This is a genomic window from Rubripirellula lacrimiformis (genome assembly GCF_007741535.1).
Lineage (GTDB): Bacteria > Planctomycetota > Planctomycetia > Pirellulales > Pirellulaceae > Rubripirellula > Rubripirellula lacrimiformis.
In genome coordinates, this window is the sequence record NZ_CP036525.1 from 697,500 (window position 1) to 718,336 (window position 20,837).

Sequence of the window (20,837 nt, forward strand, 5' to 3'; positions counted from 1 at the left end):
CGTATCGCTGCTTCAAAACGATGCCAGCACATCGTCGGATCGAAGGCGTCGATTGTCGTCGATGGCTTGAGCAAAGATCCAATCTCGGCCGTCATCACCGTCGAACTCGTCCTCGACTCCGTCGCCTTCCCGCGTTGCGGTAAGATCGGCCAACAGATCAGCCATCCGGTCAGCGACCGTTGTGCCGGTATCGATCCAGCGACTGGTCAAAGCCGCTGCATCGTTGACACCGACAGCCGTACGCAGCGAACCGGTGATCATCAAATCGTCGCCGGAACCGCCATGCAGTCGGTCGGCCCCTAGGCCACCGATCAGCACGTCGTCTCCACCGTGTCCATAGACACTGTCGTCGCCCGACCCTGCATCCAGGAAGTCACCCGCGGCGCCGCCTCGCAATTTATCATTGCCCGCGCCACCAAAGATGCGTAGTGGAATCGTAAGCCTTCGGTCCGACGTCAGATGGTCATCGCCGTCACCACCGAAAATGTCGATGCGGCTGATGTCCTGATAGATGGTTCGAAGCGAGTTGCGTCCCGATCCCAAGCGTACTTCGACTGAATGGGGCTGGTTGCGGACATCGTCTAGGCGGATGTCATCGTCCAGTTCGGTTCCGCCCAACACCAAAATGAATTGGCCGGGGTTGTCCCCATCGGGAATCAATCGCGTATCGACAACGGTCAACGTGTGGGTGTCCACGCCCTGTCCGTTCTCGGTATCCGTTCCGATGACCGTGATTGTGTAGGTCCCGGAAACCGTCGGAATGAATTCAAATTCGTGAAGCGATCCCACGGCGATCAGGTTGTCGTTGGCGTCTTTCACTTCCCACAGGAACCGTGCGATGGCTGTCACCGGCAGATCGGTCGTGGTTGCCACCAACACAACCGGTTGGCCAGGCACAACGATATCGATGCCCGTGATCTCGACATTCCTAGCAACGGGGGCTAACGGGGTGTCCGGGTCGCCGTTTTCCGTGCCGGTGTTCCCGTTCGCCGCGGTATCGCTGATCCAATCAGCAGGCGTCGATGCGCCAGCAGCAGCGTCCAGCAACAGTTGCTTGGTCAACTGGGGCATTGTTTCAAAACGGAACGCTCCGATCGCGTTGCCCAGGTCCAGGTTGGGATAGTTGCCGCCGTCGCGACGTTCGACATCATTTCCCGATCCACCGCGAAGCGAGTCGTCGTCGTTTCCGCCGCGGAGCGTGTCGTCTCCGGCATCGCCATCGATTTCGTCATCGCCGACGCTGCCAAGCAATTCGTCGTTGCCTTCGCCACCGCTGATCGTGTCTTCGCTCAACTGCACGTTGACGTGTGCAAGCGCCGCGCTGTCCAAGAACTCTTTCATCGCGTCTTCGAGGTATCCGATCTGATACGTCGAACGCCGCAGGGTCACTTGACGTGCGGGATCATCAACCATCAATGGCGAAACGATGGAAACGTTGTCGCCGATCACAATGTCGTCGCCGTCGCCCGCTTCGATTGCATCGTTGTCGATTCTCCATTGACCTGCGATCGCACCATGTCGGTTGGCGGGCAGGAATGCATCCGTTCCCGCTTCGGCAAGTCGTGCTCGGGCGACGTGATGATCGAAGCTGGTTGGTGCACTGGTGCGATCATTCGCAGCGATCTCGTTGATCAATCTTTCGACGTGTCGGTCCAGGTCATCAAGTTCTAGTTGGGTTGTCGGGGCCGTTAGAACCAATGGAGAAACAATCACGCTTTCGCCGCCTGCGACGACGTCCCTGCCAGTACCTGATTCGATGATGTCGTTGTCAAGACTGCGGTCGAAACCGGGAACGTACGCAATTCGATTGATGGATGTTCGCAGTGACAGCTGTTCAGCCATGCGAATGACCCGCGCACCGCGTCGTGTCGACAACTCGTTCGACTGAACTGCCGCAGCAGCGTTCATCTGGTCCAACAACAGATTCAAACTGTCGGTGTCCAGCCCGTCGGCCAAAACCGACGCAGGGAAGTCGCCCAGTGTCCCGGTAACCAATGGAGCCGAGAAGATCGTGTCGCCGCCCAGCATCAAGTCATCACCGTCATCGCCGCGAAGCGAATCACCGCCGATGACCAGTTCATGATGCTGAACGTAGTCCGCCGTTGCCGCATTGATCGCTGGCAATCCGGGGCGTGATGATGCCGCATCGGCCAACAGTGTGTCGATGATCGAAAGGTGCGCGATATTGATCAGATAGGCCGCGTCATCCCCGATGGTTTCTAAATCAGCAAACTGTGCTTGCAGCGCCATCGCGTTTTGCGATGGGGTGCCACCACCGGGCAATATGTGTGTGGCTGGCAAACGATAGACCGCGTTGTCGCCAACGACCGTGTCGTTTCCGTCACCCGCATGGATCGTATCGCCGCCGATCGTGATGATTGGTTCGTTAACCGGATTGCCGTTGATTTCGTATTGAACCACGTCGCGGTCCAGTGCGAGTCCTTCCAAAGCGTAGAGCGTCGCCGCGACGGTTGCGGTCGCACGATCCAGCGATGCTTGGATCGGGGCGATACCGGTCTGTAGGTCGCTGGCAACGATCAACTTGTCACCCACCAATACGTCCGATCCGTCGCCACCGGTGATGGTGTCGCTTCCGTCCAACACGTCGGTGTGGCCGGCGAATCCAGCAGTCACCACGATCGATGGATTGATTCGCAGGTCGACGCTGGTGATGAAACTGTCTTCGCTGGCGATGCGAGCGATTTCCGCATTGACGTTCGTGACGCGGTCGAATCGTGGTAGATGCGTCACCAACCCATCGGGTTCGCCGACAAATTCCGGCACGATCACGTGTCCGAACGCTGGTAGAACAAGTTCAATGCCCGACAACGTTTCCGCGCCTGCCGCGACACCGATCAAACGAATTGCATCGACCATCTGTGGCAAGTCGGTTTCCATGGGCGCGACGTGGATACCATGATCGCCCACGATTGTGTCATCGCCGCCTGCGCCGCCCAAAGTATCATTGCCGTGCTGGCCAAGGATCACGTCGTTGCCATCGCCGCCATCGACCACATCATCACCCGCCGATTCGTTCGCGGTGGAGTTCAGGTCGATCAAGATCGCGGTGGTTTCCCACTGGCGTGTGAAGAATTCAACGTTCTTGAATCCGGATGGCAGCGTGACGCCGCCGAAGACGATCCGGTCGGCTGCCAAAAGTTGATCCGCCAAATCGGTCGGCAATCCAGCCAACCCACCGGGGCCCATGGGGATGATGTTGGTCACGCGGCCGATCGACTCAGTGATCAGATCTCGGTGCCAAGTCCCGTCGCTGTTCAGTTGCGGCGTGCCATCGGTGCGCAGGTCACGCAGGATCTGGCCTGCATCGGAAAGAATGAAATCTTGCCCAGCGTCGCCGAATAGCGTGTCGGTTCCCAGTCCGCCGATGATTTCGTCATCATCGTCGCCGCCATGAATTTCATCGTCCCCACGCTGGCCATCCAGAACGTCCATCCCGGCGTTGCCGTGGATGATGTCGTCGCCCTGGATCAAGTCGCGATCGTCAAAGGCTTGGACATCACGAACAACGATCGTATCGAACGGGGCTAGGTAGTTTTCCCAAGTGCCCAACTGTGTGCTGATCAGGATTCGAGAGATCAATCCGTTGTCGCCCAGGATCGCATCGCTGTTGGCGTCACCACTGATCGTGTCATTGCCGTCGGCCCCGAAGATCACATTGTGGCCACCGACCAAATCATCTTGTCCATCGCCACCGTTGATGACGTCGTCGCCTTGTCCGCCGAAGACAAAATCGTCACCTCCGTCGCCGGTGATGATGTCGTTTCCGCCGCCATCGGCCGACGTGATGAATCGGCTAATGACGTTGCGATCGGTAGGACGCGAGTAGTCGATTTCGGCGTGGTCGCCAAAAATCACATCATGTCCGCCATCGCCACCAATCGTGTCGCCAGCGGTCCCGCCGATGATGATGTCGTTGTCGTCACCGCCAAGAATCGTATCAGCATCGCCGAGGGTTGGATCCACGGTGATGATGCGATCAACCGAAGTCGCGTCCGTATCAAAGAAGATAAAGTCGATCATTCCGTTGTCGCCCAGAATCACGTCCCGCGAATCGCCGCCGGTGATCGTGTCGCTGCCGCTGCCGCCAAGCAGAAAGTTGATGGCGTTGCCGGCGGTGATCGTATCGCTGCCGCCAATTGTGTGCGTCTTGGTCGTGATGCTGGTGTGGATTCCGGTCGCCGGATCAAACACTGCGATCCCTTCATCTCCAACAATGATGTCGGGTGCTGCGTCGCCACCGGCCAACAGCACGTCGTCGCCGGCACCGCCGAACAAAATCTTTTCGCCATCGCCAGCAGTGATGAAGTCGGTGCTTCCGAACGTGGGTTCGTTGGTTTCGATCCGGGCCAGAATGGCAACGCCGGTTGTTGTGTCGAAATCGGCTTGTCCACCATCGCCCAGGATGATGTCGTCGCCTGATTCGCCTGCCAGCGGATTCTCGCTGCGGTCGTAGTTCACATAGTCGGTGCCGAAGCCTCCGAACAGGATGTCGTTGCCGTCGTCGCCCGAAAGTAGATCGTCGCCGCCGGTTTCGGGAGTCTTGGTGCGAACCCGATTGAGTGCACTGGTGACAACGCGAGCGCTGATGACCACTGCGTCGCGATTGATGGTCCCTGTGTCCCCCAGAATGATGTCGTTCCCGGTTTCGCCGTTGATGTCGTCATTTCCCGCACCACCGAAGATTTGGTCCGAACTTGCACCGCCGCTGATCACGTCGTTTCCGCCCTGCAGGTCATTGACCGTCAGAATCAAGTTGGCATCACGAACGATCCCGTCGGTCTGGTCTTCTGGAAACGTCGAAATTCGATACTCACTGGTCAAGTCCAATGACTGGGTGAACTCGGGCGAGATCATCAGGGAGGTTGCGTCGTTGCCCGTGATTAGCCGTGGCTTTTCCAGGTACCCCGTTCCGTTGTTGATGTCGACGTAAAGTCCAGCGAGTCCAATGTCGAAATCATCGGCCAATGGGAACGCGGCGCTGGCGTCCCGTAACGTGGTCGAAACGCCAAAGTCACCGGTCGCACTGCCCAGAATCGGTTCCGGAGCACTTCCTAATCGGGTGACGATTCGCGGGTTGCCAAACTCGTCGTCTTTGCCAAAGAAATCGACCCGCCCTTCATCTCCGAACAGGATGTCTTCGCCGGCACCGCCGATGATCGTGTCGTTGCCTTGTCCGCCGAAGACGACGATTCCACGGTTCGATGCGCTGGCGTCGATGATGTCGTCGCCACCTTGCGTATTGATCGCGATCGCGCCGTCGGCCGCGTTGGTGACGACATAGGTGTCGCCGATGGTTGGCAATTCAGCCCACAGCCCGTCGATGCTTAGCGTGTCTGCGGTATTGCCCAGGATCGTTCGCGTTTGGACCGTTCCGACCGAATTGGTCAGCGTGACTTCGTAGCCTGCCAAGCCGTTGTCGGATCCGAACGACGCGCCGGTGTCAACTAAGTTCGCAAACGCGGTGGGGGTTGGATTCGATCCGCCGGTGGTCGTGCCTGTAAATGAGACTTCGTCGTCGTGGTTCACTGCGACGTTCACGACGTCGCCTTGACGGTTCGTCGGTGCCCAGAAGACATCGTTGCCGGTGTTCAAAAACGTCCATGTTTGGAAGCTTTCGTCTTTGTCCGGTGTGGCGACATCATCGCCGCGGCTATGAGTGCCAAGGACTTGGAAATCGTTGTTGCCGCTGCCCAAATCAATCTGCAGCACTTCCAGGTTGCCATAGCGGATGCCGCCGGCTTGCAAGCGGCCGCCAATTGCAATGTCGGGACCCATGTTCAGCCCCCAGATGCGGTTCGCGGTCAGATAGCCGGTGCTGTCGGCGGGACTGTCCTCGTCGTGAACGAACATGAAATCGACCGAGTCGGATTCGTCCACAAAGAAGTTCAGGCTCTCGGACGTGATCGCGTAACTTTTCACCAACGCTTGGCGGCTTCCAAAGCTTTCGTTGATCGTCAGCGAAATCTTTCCATCAACGATTGTGGCGTCGGTGATCAATCGGAAACGCCCAACCAATGGATCCTTGGAACTGCCGACGGTTGCGGTCGGGAATTCGGCCTGCCAATCCACCGTCGGCTCCGTCGCAACGACCTCGATCGTGTTCCCGATCAGAATCCCCACGTTGCTTAGATCCGACGCGATCCCGATGCCGGCCAACTCGATCGCCGTCAGCGTTTGCAGCGTGACGTTGGTATCAGCGATCGAATCCACATCGCCGGTGCGTTCTTTGACGTTCGTTTCGCCAGGTAACAATTCGGGCTGGCCCAGTCCTTCTAGCGATCCGTCGCCGCCGCCACCGTCGATGATGACCGGCCCCAGGATCTCGCTGACCGTGTTGGGACCGTTGGCGAATACTTTGGTGTCACCACCGTCGACTTTCGCATCATCAATGGCTCGCACGCCGATGCGAACGGGTTGGTCCCAATTGGTTTCATTGAACGTGACGATCAAGTTTTCCGGATTCGATGGGTCGACGGCGACCCGGTCGGATGGCAACCCGTCCAGGTTGTAGACCTCGACTTGCTGGGCGTCGGTGCGAACGCCTCCGGTTCGAGTCGTTTTGGTGATTTCGGGTGTGATCGTGATCTGTACGATGCCGGTTCCGTTGCCGCTGCCGTCATCGGGTCGGCCCGTCAACACGACTTCATATTCGTCCAACGCGAAAGATTCGATCAGCGTTCGACTGACGATGAGTTCGACGGGCGTCACGGAGTTGGTCAGCGTGTAGGTGCCGGTCTGCGTTTCGAATCCCTGTGCCGATACGTACACGACACCATCGCTGGTTGGGGTGAAGGTGATCCGCGAGTTCTGGTCGACACCGGGTGTGATGTCGTCGTTGCTGTCGATCAAGATGCCGCTGGAATCCAGCAACCGCAGGAACGGATTGGTTAGCGATCCCGACCCAACTAAGTCAAACGTGTATGCGTTGCCCGCCGAAACATCGACGGCGTACCAGTCCTGGTCACCGGACGAATTGATTTCGTTGACGGTCGAACCGGGGGCCTGCAAGCGAGCCGGCGTGGATATGGACGCGGGGATGTCCGACAAAAAGCTAGATGTCAGCGTGTAAGTGCCGGTTCGGTTGAAATAGCCGGCCGCGGCCAGAACATAGTTGCCCGTCGTCTGCGGTGTGAATGCAATGCTTGAATTGAGGCCAACCCCGCTGTCGTCGTTGGCGGCCAGAATGCGACCGCTATTGTCGTGCAGGTACAAGTACGGATCGGGAAGCGTGCCAGCCCCGGTGTGAGATCCTTCAAGTGAAAACTGGTAGGTCGCACCGGCGACCAATTGGATCGCATGATTTTCGCGTGCAAACTGGGTAGCGATGTTGCCGGTCACACTGCCGAAGGTGGACAGCCCGGTGGGGACTTCGTTGGACAACGTCAGTTTGCTGGTGTTGTCAACTTGGACGCTCCAAAATTGATCGATGCTAATGGTCGTCGCGGTGTTGCCTGTGATCGTCGCGGTCTGGCCCAAACCAGTCCCGTCGGCCACCGTCACGATGCGACCGACCAATGAATCGTTGCTGAAGTTTGTGCCAGAGACTTCAATCGCCATGAACGATGCGGCACCCTCGACAACGTCCGTGGATCCGCCACTCTCGCGAACCAAAACGGTCGGTGCGTCGGCGTCGCTGATGCGAACCAAAATTGGCTGCGTGAACGTGGCGTCAAAGCCGGCATCGGTAAATTGGTAGGTGACATGTAAGTCGCTGCCCAGAACCCTGGCGAAATCGTCGCCAGCACGGAACACGATCTTGTTCGAAACCGATTCCCAGGCCGGCATCGCCGGTGTTCCCGGATGGGTGGATGCGTCGTATGCCGATAGGGTTTGCCCGTTGTAGACCACCGCTGCGATGGACGACGGTTGGTGGCTTAGACCGACGAATTCAACAGGTTCGTTGATCGGAATCACAAAGTTGTCGGTGTGCGTAACCGATTGATCGACATCCGCAGATGTCGTCACCATCGTGATCAAGGAGGTGTGGAACCCTTCGCGAATCAAATCATGGAGCGCCGTGACACGAACGGTCTGGTACGTGTTCCAATTCGTTGTCGTGAAGTTCAATTGGTTGGTGGGGATCGGCGAAGAGTCCAAGTTCTGAAGCGACAGTTGAATGCCGTCGTATTCCAGCGTCACCGTGACACTGGATGTCGGTTGTCGCGAAAGCCGAACCTGAACAACTTCTTGCTCGCCCAGATGGTCTCCGTCACCGCCTTCGATCACCGCAGTAACGGTGTCGAAATCTTCGGATACCGAACCGGCGACTGCGGAATCGAATGCCTTGGTCTGGTCGACGATCAATCCGGCCTCGTCGTTGTCGTTGACTTCCACCCCAACACTGGCAACGGCCAATCCGTCATAACGCGCGATCCGATATAGGCTTTCGCCCGCAACGGGATCCGTGCGCCAACCACCGTTCAGAATCAGTGTCGTGCTATTGATCGATGCGATCACCAATCGTTGCTGTCCAGCACCCGGTCCGCCAACGATCTCTAGCGTCGCACCACGCAGTCCCTCGGGGCCGAATGCGGGATCGTCGAAGTTCACGCTGGTGTCTGTGAACGTTGTTCGCGTGTCCAGTTCGGCGGGGAAACTTGGATCGACGGGCAACCCCGTCGGCGTTTCATCAATGCCGGTGACCTTGCCGATCAGCGAGTCGTCGATGCGGATTTGATACTGGCTGTTTCCATCGGGAACATCACCAACATTCCAGCCGCGATCCAGCGTCAGGCTTAGATCTCGCAGCACACCCTTGTTGAAATCTGCGGTCGCGGCATTCACAGTGAACTGCAAACCGTACGACAACGACGAAGATCCGTAGTGAGCATCGAAATTGTTGACGTGCGCCGATGCGGTGAAGGTCAGGTTGATTTGCCCATCATCCACGATGGTTTGCAGTTCAGCCTGCGATAGTTCGATCGAGGCCGTCATCTGCTGATAGAAACGTCCGTCCAAACCACTGAACAAGACGGCCCGGTCGATCCCGTCGATCGTGGCGGTCAAGTTTTCGCCGGAGTAATCGAAGTCACCCGAGACAAATAGGCGTAGGGTGGCACCGGAAGTGACGTCGACCTTTTGGTTGCCTTCGGTTAAATCGAGTGCAAACGAGGCCGGGCGACTCGTGTAGATGCCAGTTTGTGAACCCGTCAGTGCGATGACTCCATCGGCCCCCGTGATGAAGCGGCTTTGGCCGGTGCCCAATCCGTCCACCATCGTGACTTGGCGGCCCAGAAGATCGTCCGCAGTATCAAGGAATGGATTCAGCGGATCCAACGGGTCCGTGATTGCAATCGTTGCATTGGCGGCGGCCAGTGGATGGCCGGTCAACGGTGCGCCGTCCAGATCGATGGAGAACGTGCTGGTCGTGTCGGGGACTCCTGCACCGGCCAGCCATGACCGATCCACGCTTAGAACCATGTTCCCGTCCACCAAGCGAGCGCCAAGAATCCGTCGGTCTTGAATGGTGCTTTCGTCGGCCGAGGTGACGCGAATGCTTTCGCCCAGGAACTCGTAGAACGGACGATCGGTGTCGATCGTGATCGTCGGGCTCCCGTTGACCGAAATCGGGTTGCCTTCGATGCTGGAATTGGCGGACACGACCAAGTGATTGATGACGCCGGATTGTTGGCCTTCGGAGGCATCGTCGTTGTACGTGAAGTTGACGCTTTGTGACAATTCGGGACGCGTGAATAGTCGACCAGTGTCTACCTGCACCGCATTGTCTGCTCGCATTTCGACGCGTTGCGGGATCTGCCAATTGTCGGCGGTGAAGCGCAGCGTGACGACCGACCCATCCGCCTTTTCGTCCGCGCCCGGTGCAGGACTGGTCAATCGGAATGCGAATGCACCGACCTCGCGGCGATCGGGACTCGGCAGCGGGGCCAATGCCTTTACCAGCACGTCAAAGCCCAACAGGGGTGCCCGCGACAACAAGACTTCATAGAAATCGATCAGCGAAGAATCCGATGATGCGGTTTCGCTGATGATGCTGGATCCGCCGCTGGGGCGAATCACCACGAATGGTTCGTCGTTGTCGGCAACGTTGGCTGAAACGCCGTATACCTTCAGATCTTCGTAACGCACATCATTTGAAAACGTGACGCTATTGGTCACGATACCGCTGTGCCCCTTCAAGTCATTGCTGACCACCGGCGGTGTGTCGCCCGACGCATTGAATGTGTCATCGCCCAATCCGCCGAACAGTTCTGTGATGAATGTTTCGTTGGTGCTTTGCAAATAAAAGCGATCGTTTCCTTCGGCCCCGTCGACTCGCAACGATTCAATGTTTGTAAAGTTGATCGTCAGTCCGGCACCATACACACCCGTATTGGCGATCACAAAATCGTCGCCGAATTCGGTTCCGATCACGGTGAGTGTGTCGAAGCCGTCGCCGCCGTTGATATTGACCGGTGCATTGACCGCGTACTGGACAAGGTCAGCACCCGCACCACCGGTGATGTCTGTCCGTTCACGTTCGGGCTCGCGAGAACCGACCAGTGCGAAGGCGCGGACTTCGAAATTGTCATCGCCTGCATCGCCATTGAGTGACAGAACCGCCTTGTTATGAAAGACCACAAACCGGTCGCTACCCAGACCACCGTTGATCGTCATCGGCGCGCTGATGCCGTTGGACAGGAATCCACGGGTGGTTTCAATCGTCGCGAAGACATCATCCACCGACACGTTGGCGTCGACTTGATTGCGTTCGCTGCGGAACAGTTGCCCGATCTGGAACGTGTCGTTGCCTTCTTCGCCGTTGATCGTCACTTCCGCCGATGTGTCATCCACGGCGAACCGGTCATCACCAACGCCGCCGTTGACAATGATGCGTTCGACACCCAAGTAGTTGATCCGTTGGACCGATGGGTCGTAACCGGCATCGTCCGATGCATGATCGGGATCCGAAAGCATCGCGACAAAGGCGTTGGCACCACTGACGCTGGCACGCAGCAAGAATTGGTCGGCCCCAAGGGTTCCGTTGGCGACAAAAATGTCGGTGTCTTCGGCCGGCCCGCTATCGATCACCTGGATGAACGAGACGGCTTTTCCGGCAACGAAAAATAATTGATAGGTGTCGTCGCCTGCATCGCCATCGACGATGTCATTGCCGTCGCGGACGTTCAGCAGATCGTCGCCGTCGCCCCCTTTGACACGATCGCTGGCCGCACCACCGTCAAGCGAGTCGTTTCCGGCCGCCCCATTGATCGTATCGTTGTGTTGTTCGCCGAACAGTTCGTCATTGCCGTCGCCGCCATCGATGGTGTCGTTGCCCAGTCCACCATAGATCACGTCGTCGCCGTCGCCGCCTTCGATGATGTCCGCGCCGCGACCACCTTCGATGCGGTCACGTTGGGCACCGCCACGAAGCGTGTCGCGTCCGACGTTGCCCAGTACGATGTCGATGCCGTTTCCGCCGTCGATCGTGTCGGATCCTGTGCCGCCGTCGATCACATCGTCTCCGTCGCCACCGTCAATTTCATCGTCATCACGCCACCCACGGATGATGTCGCGATCGTTGCCGCCGGAGATCGTGTCGCGTCCATCACCGCCGAACAGAATGTCCAAACCGGCTTCGCCAAGGATCCAATCGTTTCCCAGCCCGCCGTCGATCAGGTCGTTGCCGTCGCCGCCACGCAAGGTGTCGTTTCCGCGTCCGCCGACCAAAATGTCGTTCCCGCCGCCACCGGAGTAATTGACCGGAATCGTTACGCTATCCATCGTCAACAGCATGTCGTCACCGAGGCCGCCGGTCGCCAAAATGCTAGAGATGTTGGTGAACTGCTGCGAGTATCCGTTGCCCGAAACGGTGATGTTCTGACGCCCGTTGCTATCCGGTGCACTGGCCGCGCCAATGTAGCGCACATTGTTGGCGCCCCCATCCAGAGCCAAAGTTAGGCTGTCACCGGCGACCGTTCCCAGGCTTGTAAACCCGACCGTTTTGAACGTGATTGGGATGGTGAAGCCGATCGTGATCACGTTGATCCGAGCACTGAAAAGCTTCTTCGAAATTTTCAGTCCCAATGGTGGTGACTTCTGTGACAGGAAGATGCCAACGGTGACCACTGCGAACACATCGGCACGCACTTCAATCCGGATTCCGTTGTCAAACGCGTCGACTCCGTCACCGTCATAGGTGCGGTCGGTGTCGTTTACGGTATAGTCGGTCAACGCATCAAACTCGTAGGCACGAATTCGTCCGTCGTCATTGGGATCGGTAAAGTTCAAATCTTGACCGACGAATAGTGCTAGTTCGAAGCCAGCCGATGCGGATATGAATTCGGCAAGCGCTCCGCCAAAGACCACGCGGAACGGGTCGACTTCAATGCCCATGCCGATCCCACCCAGGATCCGCACCTGTGGTTCGTCGGATCGTGTTTGCGCACCTTTGGCGCCCAAGCCCGTTCCCGCGCTGGATTGGTTTCCTGCGCCGACGCTGACGTTTCCGATGGCGCTAGGGTTGGGTTCGACGCCTTCGTAGTCATCAAAGTAGAATCCGTTGATGATGTCTGCCGGATTTCCGGTGATCCCGTACTGCTGCAATCCGGTGGTATCCATCGCAAACGCATAGTCCGCTTTGGCTTCGAAGGCGATGGACAAGAACGGAACAGCGTACTTCGCCCGGTCCAATGGCCGTCCTACGAAGATTCCCACCAAGCCGCTGCCGGTCAACGTTTTTAGCACCTTTTCCCAACTCAACGGGAACATCTGGTACAGACGCAAAGACAGTTCCGGTGTGCTGTACGTCAGCAGGTTGCTGTCGCTTTCGCTTTGTCCGTTGAAACGGGTTTGTCCAAGCAGCAGACCAAACGAATGCTCCAAGATCGGCAACTTGATCGGCTCGATGGTGACATCGGGCAACGTTCCTAGGCCGCTGAATGTCGGCAGGCTGGCGTCCAACAGTCCGCCAAAACCGCTGACCTTATCGAAGCCGGGCAACAGCTGGGTCGTCACAAAGCTTTGTGCTGCGTCACGGGCGGTGCTGGTGCGATCACGAGCGATTCCAGCGATCTGGCCCAGAATCGTACCCTGTCGATCTCCGTTGGCATCCACGATGACAATCTCGGCGCCCGCAGACTTGGTGATCGTTTCGGTGGTTGTAAATCCAGGGCCTTCAATCGTCAGGACCGTGTCGGACACGGATGCCACGACGTAAATCCCATCGTTCGCGCCGCCGCTCACTTCGAACCGGTCTCCTGCTTTGAACCCGGCTGAGTTCCAAGTCTGCACGTTCGATTTTAGCGACGCATTGTGGGTCCCCGAGGCGAGCGCCGGAACAATGCTGCGGGCCTTCAGGGTCAATTGGTTGGTAGCAACGCTGGTGATTTCATAGTCGCCGCTCATCGCCCCCGCACCCGTGATGGACAGGGCATCACCGGAAACGAATCCAGTGGTGTCAAATCCAGAGGCCGAAACGAAGACCGTCAAACCAAAGGGTCCGCTGGAGAAATTCAGGGAACCGTCGTGCGATGCATTGGATCGTGTGATCGTCGTGCCATCGAACACCAGATCGGGGCTGCCTGTCGATCGCATCGGCGCGTCGCTTAGTTTCCCCAGTTCGCGTTCGTTGTTGGTGGCTCCGCTTAGCAACGACGCAATGCTGCGACGACCGGAAGACGAACGAGCTGCGGTGGCATCGATTTGGAAACTGCCAAGATCGATCCAGGATTCGCCGGTCAACTTTTGGATTGGGACCAAAGTCATATCGTCGAATTCGCCCGATCCACCCAACAGGTCTGCCAGGAATTCGCCGATCACGTCTCGTTCGAATGGCTTGCCACCGTTAGCGAGTGCTCGCAGTGCAATCACGGCTCCCGTGAAGTCGCCCGTTTCGGCCTTGCCGCCAAATGCCGAGGGCGCGTCGGCGTAGGTGGTTGTGTCGAAGATCAACGACAGGATCGGCAAGGCTTCGCTTTGCAGAAACACCATAATCGGATCGACCGCTTCCAATGCCACGCTGGTGCGAGTGATGGTGGGGCCCAAGAAATCTCGGACGAAACCAGTCAGTTCGAACTGCACCTTGTTGAAAGCGATGCTGGGGGGGCTGAGTTCGGTCAGCAAAGATGCATCCACCCCCCAATCCCATCCGGTGACGTCCAGTTGCATGCGATAGGGAGGGAACGCGGCGCCCTCAGGTAGGTCGGTTTGCAAGAGCAGCGACAGATCATGGACGACGAACTCGCCACCGGATTTTTCAGTGATCGTCATTAGGTTCGGCAGAGGGTTCGCCGTGAAGCCGTCGACCGGGCGAATCGGAAACGGTGATTCTGAAATCAAATCATTCAACGACAGTCGGGCGTTTCCGCCGATGACCGATGGATCAATCAGGTCGACGGTGAACGTGCCGCTGATCACTGATGGAACCGCGTTTTGGTTTTGAATCCGGAAGGGCAGGGTGCCCATACGGGCGGCAAGTCCGGTTGTCTGATCGCTTCGGATGAACGCGGATCCACTGGTTTCATTGACCAACACGGAATCCACCGAAATGGTCTTTCCTGAATTGCTGATCGCGATGATTTTGAAGTCGCCATTGTTGGACGATGTTCCGGTCACCGAGACGATGTCGCCTAAGCGAAATCCGTCGTTTCGCCAGTCGCCGGTGGATCGCGTGATCGTGTCCGGATTGTCGACCAGTTCCGTCACCGGCGCGATACCCGTGAATTCGGGGAACGTGTAGGTTCGACTTTCCACCGCGTCGCTGAATGTTAGCGACGGACGCTCGGTTTGCGAAATATGCTGAACCGTGACGTGGACGCCGCTGACGGGGCCTTCCGGAGACACGCGGTCACTTGCCAATGCGGTCGGAACGAACGCATCATCGGTCGCTTCCAGTGTCAGTGTTCGTCCGTCGGAATCGATCTCGCGAACGATGTACCGACCGTCATTTGCACCCGAACCGGCAACCGTGATGATGTGGCCCGCCTGAAAACCATCTAGCGTCCAGTTGCCGCGTTCGCGAACCATCGTGGGTCGATCGTCGGCCGGGTTGGCGAACGTCAATCGCGGGTCGCCTGTCATCGAGACCGTGGACGTTGGCAGCCCCACGTCCAACGTGATCTCCAAATCCGCCATCGAATCCACATCGATGTAAACGCCATCGGCGATGCTGATCCCGACGGCCAGTGGCAGATCGAATCCGAATTGTACGTCGGCCAACGCATCGATCTGCAAACCGAGCCCCGGCAGCAACAGGTCCAAATCGACCGGTGCATCAAGCGATTGCGGTGACGCCGCCAAGTGCATGTTGTATTCGACGCCCACGACAAGTTCGCGTCCGCCGACGGTGATCGATTGATTGATCACCGTGACATCGTCAATGTTGACGATGGAATCGCCCGACGATGGATCGTTCTGCAGCCAATTGAATCCGCCGGGACCAAAGGCGTCAAAGAACGATTGGCGGATCGATTCGGCAGAGATGGAACTGCCGTACAAATTCAAATTGTCAAAGACCGAATCACGCATCTGAGTCAGGAAGTCGGCCGCATCGGCTAGCTGATCGCGGACCAGCGGAAGATCCTGGCCCAACAAGGCCACATCCAACGCTTCGTCTAGTTTGGTGAACAGGTCGTAGTAACCGAGCTTGAAACCTTCCATCGAATCGGCGAACGAAAAATTTTGCGTCAAGGTTTCGAACGTCGGCCATTGGTTACTGCCGCCGACCAAGTTCGTGGTCAGCGTGCTGTTGCCGATGGGTGTCTGAACATCATCGATCGAAACCGAAATGCTGGGCAGTGTGTTGGGCGCGTCGTTGGGGATGACCTGTTGAGGAAACGCCAAGTCAAAGGTCGCATCCAGATTGCCGCTGATCGAGACGCTGGTGATGTTGCCGTCACCTGCCGATAGGATTGCCGACGCAATGGCAACGTTGTTTTCCAGGTTCACTGCATACGTCGCGGGCGCGGTGGACGTTGTCTCGCTTCCATCAGCGTCCAAAATGAACGATCCCGTCAATACTTCGACAGGGATACTGCCCAGCAACGTAGTGAATCGAAGTGAATCGTCGTTGATGGCGCGAAGTTCGAACGAAGCTTCTGTTCCTGATCCCGTCGCACTGTCACCGACCAAGAACGCGGCAGGGGTGGCAGGGGTGGAAAGGTCGATGCCCAATTGAACCAACACGGATCCGTCGGCGGTGACATCGGCGGGGCTGGTGCGAAGGGTATCGACAATTGCTGCAACCTTTTGCAGTCCCAGCGTCTCGCGATCGAGTCCCAATTTGGTCAGGTCTAGCGATACGGGAACGGTTGTCGAAATGGCATCCAGGTTCAGGTCTAGATCGATCTGCAACTCGCTTGTCGCCGCGTCAAATTTCAGCCCTGCGGTCAATGTGGCGCCATCGATGGGGGCAGACAACGCGGCGTTCAATTCTTGCAGCGAACCGGGGCGAATGTCATCGGGAAGATCTCGCAGTTCCTGTACCCGCGCCTTGAACGCGTCGCCAAAGGTGAACAGGTCGCCCAGGCTGGACGACAGTCCCGGCAGACGGCTGGCCAGTTCTGATTGAGTTTGCAGGGTCAGCAAGTAGTCGCCAGCCGATTCCAGATAGTCGAACACGTCATCGACTGACAGTTCTTCGGTGGCGATCAGCAACTTTTGCACATCGTCGGTACTGCCCAGCATTGCGGTGACGGTTTCGACGTTGTCGCGGACGTTGTATAAGTCGGCGATTGCGACCGTTACGCCGGTGTTCAATCCCGCACTGACGCCGTCCACCGATGGTTCGGGGCGAACGTCGAAGCGAACATCCAAGGGGTTGTCAAAGGAGACTTCGTTCCCGACCAACCAGATGAATGGGGCAGCCAGACCTGTCCACAGCTGACTGAGATTGGCAGGTTGCAACGTCAGCGATGTTGCCAAATTGGAACTTGCCGCGTCGATTTCCAAGTTCGTGAAGTCGACCGAAAGAGGCCCATGCATGCCGGTTCCGCTGCCGCCGGTGCTGGCTAGTCCAACCTCGAATTGGATGGTGGGCGTGACACTTTCGGAAAAGCCCAAGTGGGCGGCGGCGGTGTCGCCGTGCAACGCCTGGCCGCCAATGATTTTGTAGGGCGATTTCAGCTCGATTACGAATTCGTCGGCAAGTTCGTCGTCGACGGGTGATGTGAAGTCGACGTTGTTGTTCGTTGACACCGACAGCCCCAAGTCCTCGACAACAGAACTTCCCACGCCGTTTGTGATCGTAAAGGTCGACAGGGTTGTGCCATCGGATCGGCCAATCAACGATACCGTTCGACTGCTGGGATCAATGATCGAATCAAAAAGTTCACGACCAACCAGTGCATCGCGAGCCGCGTCGACGATGCGATCGGCGACGTCTTCGATGGTTTGCAAAGCGGGGGCTGCATCCAAGTCGACACCAAAACTGGTGAAGCCGTCCATCATCAACACCGTGATGTCAGGAGCGCTTGATTGGTTGGTGCGTAGGACGATGCCGCCGCTTCCGTCAAATAGCAAGGCGTCGGCGGATGTGTTCTGATCGTCTGCCCCACCACCCAGACCCAGGCCCTGTTTCGCTCCTGAATCGTTCAGCGATTCGACGGTGATCGTGGCGCCACCGTCGGTTCGGTCGACCAGCACGATGCCGTCGCCCAAAATTTGCACGTCGAATTGCCAATCGTCAGCGAACGACGAACTGGATGCTACCGACAATCCTGTGTCCACCGCAGCGGCTTTGGTCGTTTCGATCAAATCGCCTAGCGACACGATCGAATGATCGATTCGATAGACGCTGGCGCCGTTCAAATTGACTTGTTTCGCCGATCCGTGAAGGCCCAGTGATGACGCGGCTGTTCCCGATACCGCAAACGTAGGCGAACTCGACACTTCGCTAGGATCGATCAACGATAACGTGCCTCGGGTCGAATCCAGAGTTGCGAACCCGTCCAGCCGATTGATGGACTCGCCCGACGGTGCGACGGAGGTTCCTGCCACGGCGGCTGATGCTTCAATTGCTTCGACGACTTCGCCCAGGGTGACGGGAGCCGATCCGGTGGAGTCGATGTTGGCGTCTAGGTCGACGGTGAATACGGTTCCGTCGTTCAGGATAAAGCTGAGGTCGCTTGCTGAGTCGCCGGATGTCGTGATTCCCGAACCGCTGTTGAAGCTAGCGAGTGTCTTGGCTGCAAGATTCTGGTCCAGATCCACTTCAAAGCTGGTCCCGTCAGCCAAGTGAATCCGAAAGTCGTCTTTCCCTTCGACAATTGCGATGCCGTTGCCCTGATTCAAATCAGAGACTTGCGTGGACGGCGAAAGTGGCGTTTGAAAACCGATCTTGTTCAGTGTTAGTTCTAACGGCAGATGCAGCGTCAACGTTGGTGTTTCAAGATCCACTGTGTTCGTTGTGGCCAATTCGGTAAACGAACCAAAGTCGGGCAACAGCAGTGTGTCGACGGAATTCGCGTAGACCTTTTCGATATCGACCGTTAGTGTGAACTTCGACGAAGCGGCGTCATAGGCCATCGCCCCGATCGTCGTGTATGCAGAATCGGTCGCCAGCGTCACCATCTCTTGCAGCGTTTGGAAATTCGCCAAGGATCGTGGTGCAACGTCGATCAGATGGTCCAGTGCTGCGTCACCGGTCACGTTGCGAAGACCTGATCCCTGGGTCAGGCCAAATTTAGAAGCGAAGGTGTAGTCGTCGTCGCTGGGATCCTTGATGGGGACAATCTCGAAATCGTTGTCTCCAACGGCGACGCTCTTGTCGACCAGCATCAAGCTTCCGTTGGCATTGTTTACGACATCGAAGACGGATGCACCGGGCGACGCCGCCGCAATTCGGCTGGTCAAGCCCGAGACCGTAGTCACGCCGTCCACATCGACATCGAACGATGACCCACTGCGAAGATGGACCGTGAATTCGGGGGTCGCATCGACACTGGTGCCCAAAGACTCGCTGTCGCCAATCAGATCTGCAAGCAGCGTGCCCCCCGCGTATCCGGGCTGACGAATCGGTCGCAGAAATTCGTCGCGGAACAACGTTTCGACATCAGCCAATTCACCAATGGTCTTGGTTTGTCCAATCAGAATCCGTTCGTTCTGAAACGCTTTTTGCCCGAGCGCATCCAGGTAGTCGCCGACCTGTTCCATCACCTGGAACACGGATCCGGAGTCGAGGTTGAAAAAGTCGTTGATCGGCAGTGTCGACAAATTTTCGGATAGCGCAGCGGCCGCCGAATCAAATTCGTTGACCGCGTAGGAAATGGTTCCTGTCACCGAATCTGTCACGCCGGACACATCTTTGGCGATTGCAAATAGGTCCATGTTCACGTTGGCCGTCGCAGATGCGTCGGCGACCAGGCTGGATAACCCGTTGGCGGCTTGCAGTTGGGCCGTCGTTCGCATTCCTAGCACGCTGGTGTCGATCGTGGTGTCGGCATCGAAGCGAAGCGTGCTGTTGCTGGAACTGGGGCCGTGGGCGCCCACTTCGAGTTCCAACAATCCTGCATTGATCGCGAATTGCGCATCGGTCAAGTTGACGTCGGCGGTCACTTGGATGTCGCTACCGAAATCAGCAAAGAAAAACGGTGCAGCGCTGGCGTCGATGCCGATCGAAAAATCCCAATCGAACGTTGTGATCACATCGCCGGTTAGACGCGATGGAACCAACAGGCTGTCAAGTGTTCCATCCAGGCTGGTGATCGTCGGATCCAAATCCAACGCGACATCGCTGTGAGTCAGCGTGGCATTCAATTGCAGATCAAGCGTCGTGACATCGCCATCGATCCGGCCAACCGTGTCCAGTGTGAACGAAAGAGTCCCCGTTCCCGCGTAGGTGTTTCCGGCTGTCTTGATCGCCTGAACCAATCCGGCCACATCGGGATCCTCTGCGCCGGTGCTGGCTAGGTAATTGGTTGCAGGTTGAACCAAGACGGAATCCATGACGTCGCCGATCGGCGTTAGGTCACCGATCGATTGTCCATTCAGGATTCTTAGCGTCTGACCCATCCGGTCGTGTTCCGCTAAGTCATCGCCGATCGACTTGATCGCGGTCAAACCATCGTTGAATGCCGTGATGCTAGCAGTGGAATCGAATACGGTGGGCGAAAGGTGAAAGGATCCATCCGCGGCAAAACGCACTGAGTTGCCACCGGACTTTTGCACCGTGCTTTGTCCGCCAGATGCATTCGACGACAGCGCCCCGCTGACGGATGACAAATCAATGTCGCCGCCACCGGTGTCAACGATCACGACTTCGCCCCAAGCGTCCCCCAGTTGATAGGTGTCATTGCCTGCTTGCCCAAACAGATCGACACCCGTGATCGAGTTGACCGCCACTTGGACCGTGTTGTCACTGGGGTCGGTGTCCGTGAAACCGATCGCGGTCAGAGTGCTGTTGTTCGAAATCACATAGTTCGCGCCAGTGATCTCGACGGACAATTCATCGTTGCCACCGGTCGTATCGGTGACCACCAAGCGATTGCCGGTCAATTGAACATCGGCGGCCAGCATTCGCCGCAGTTCCAAAGTTTCAAAGAGGGATCGTCGAACCCTGGTAGTTCGATGAGTGCTGCGATTGCGAACAGGGTGACCACTTCGGGAGACAACAGGGCGGTTTCGCAACTGTTGATACAGACGTTCAAGCTTCATCAAGCTGATCCCAAATCCATTCGGGGCATGCAATCGTTGTTTCCACGCACCGTCCTGGTGCGTCGGGTCGTGACACTGAGATTCGACTTGAGCCAAACTTCGCAATTTGTGCCAAAAACCCGATTTGCGGAGTGTAGTCAGTTTCACGACAAGGCGAAAGGCAGTTTCGCAGCGAGTTTTACGCGCCAAAAACACGTGATTTCCAGTGAATTGGCCTACCTGCTGAC

General features: G+C 57.3%; 1 protein-coding gene. It reads right to left on the minus strand.

All coding sequences use genetic code 11. The features are described from left to right. Positions 1-12 precede the first annotated feature (12 nt). Entirely contained in the window at positions 13-20,472 is a 20,460-nt protein-coding gene (locus tag K227x_RS02510) for a hypothetical protein (RefSeq protein ID WP_145167924.1), read from the minus strand. Between the last annotated feature and the right edge of the window lie 365 nt (positions 20,473-20,837).

Coding starts and splice junctions, on each gene's coding strand:
- K227x_RS02510 (WP_145167924.1), bottom strand. CDS start 20,472: ATGCTGGCCGCCGATGTTCAATTGACCGGCAATCGCTTGGTGGTCACC.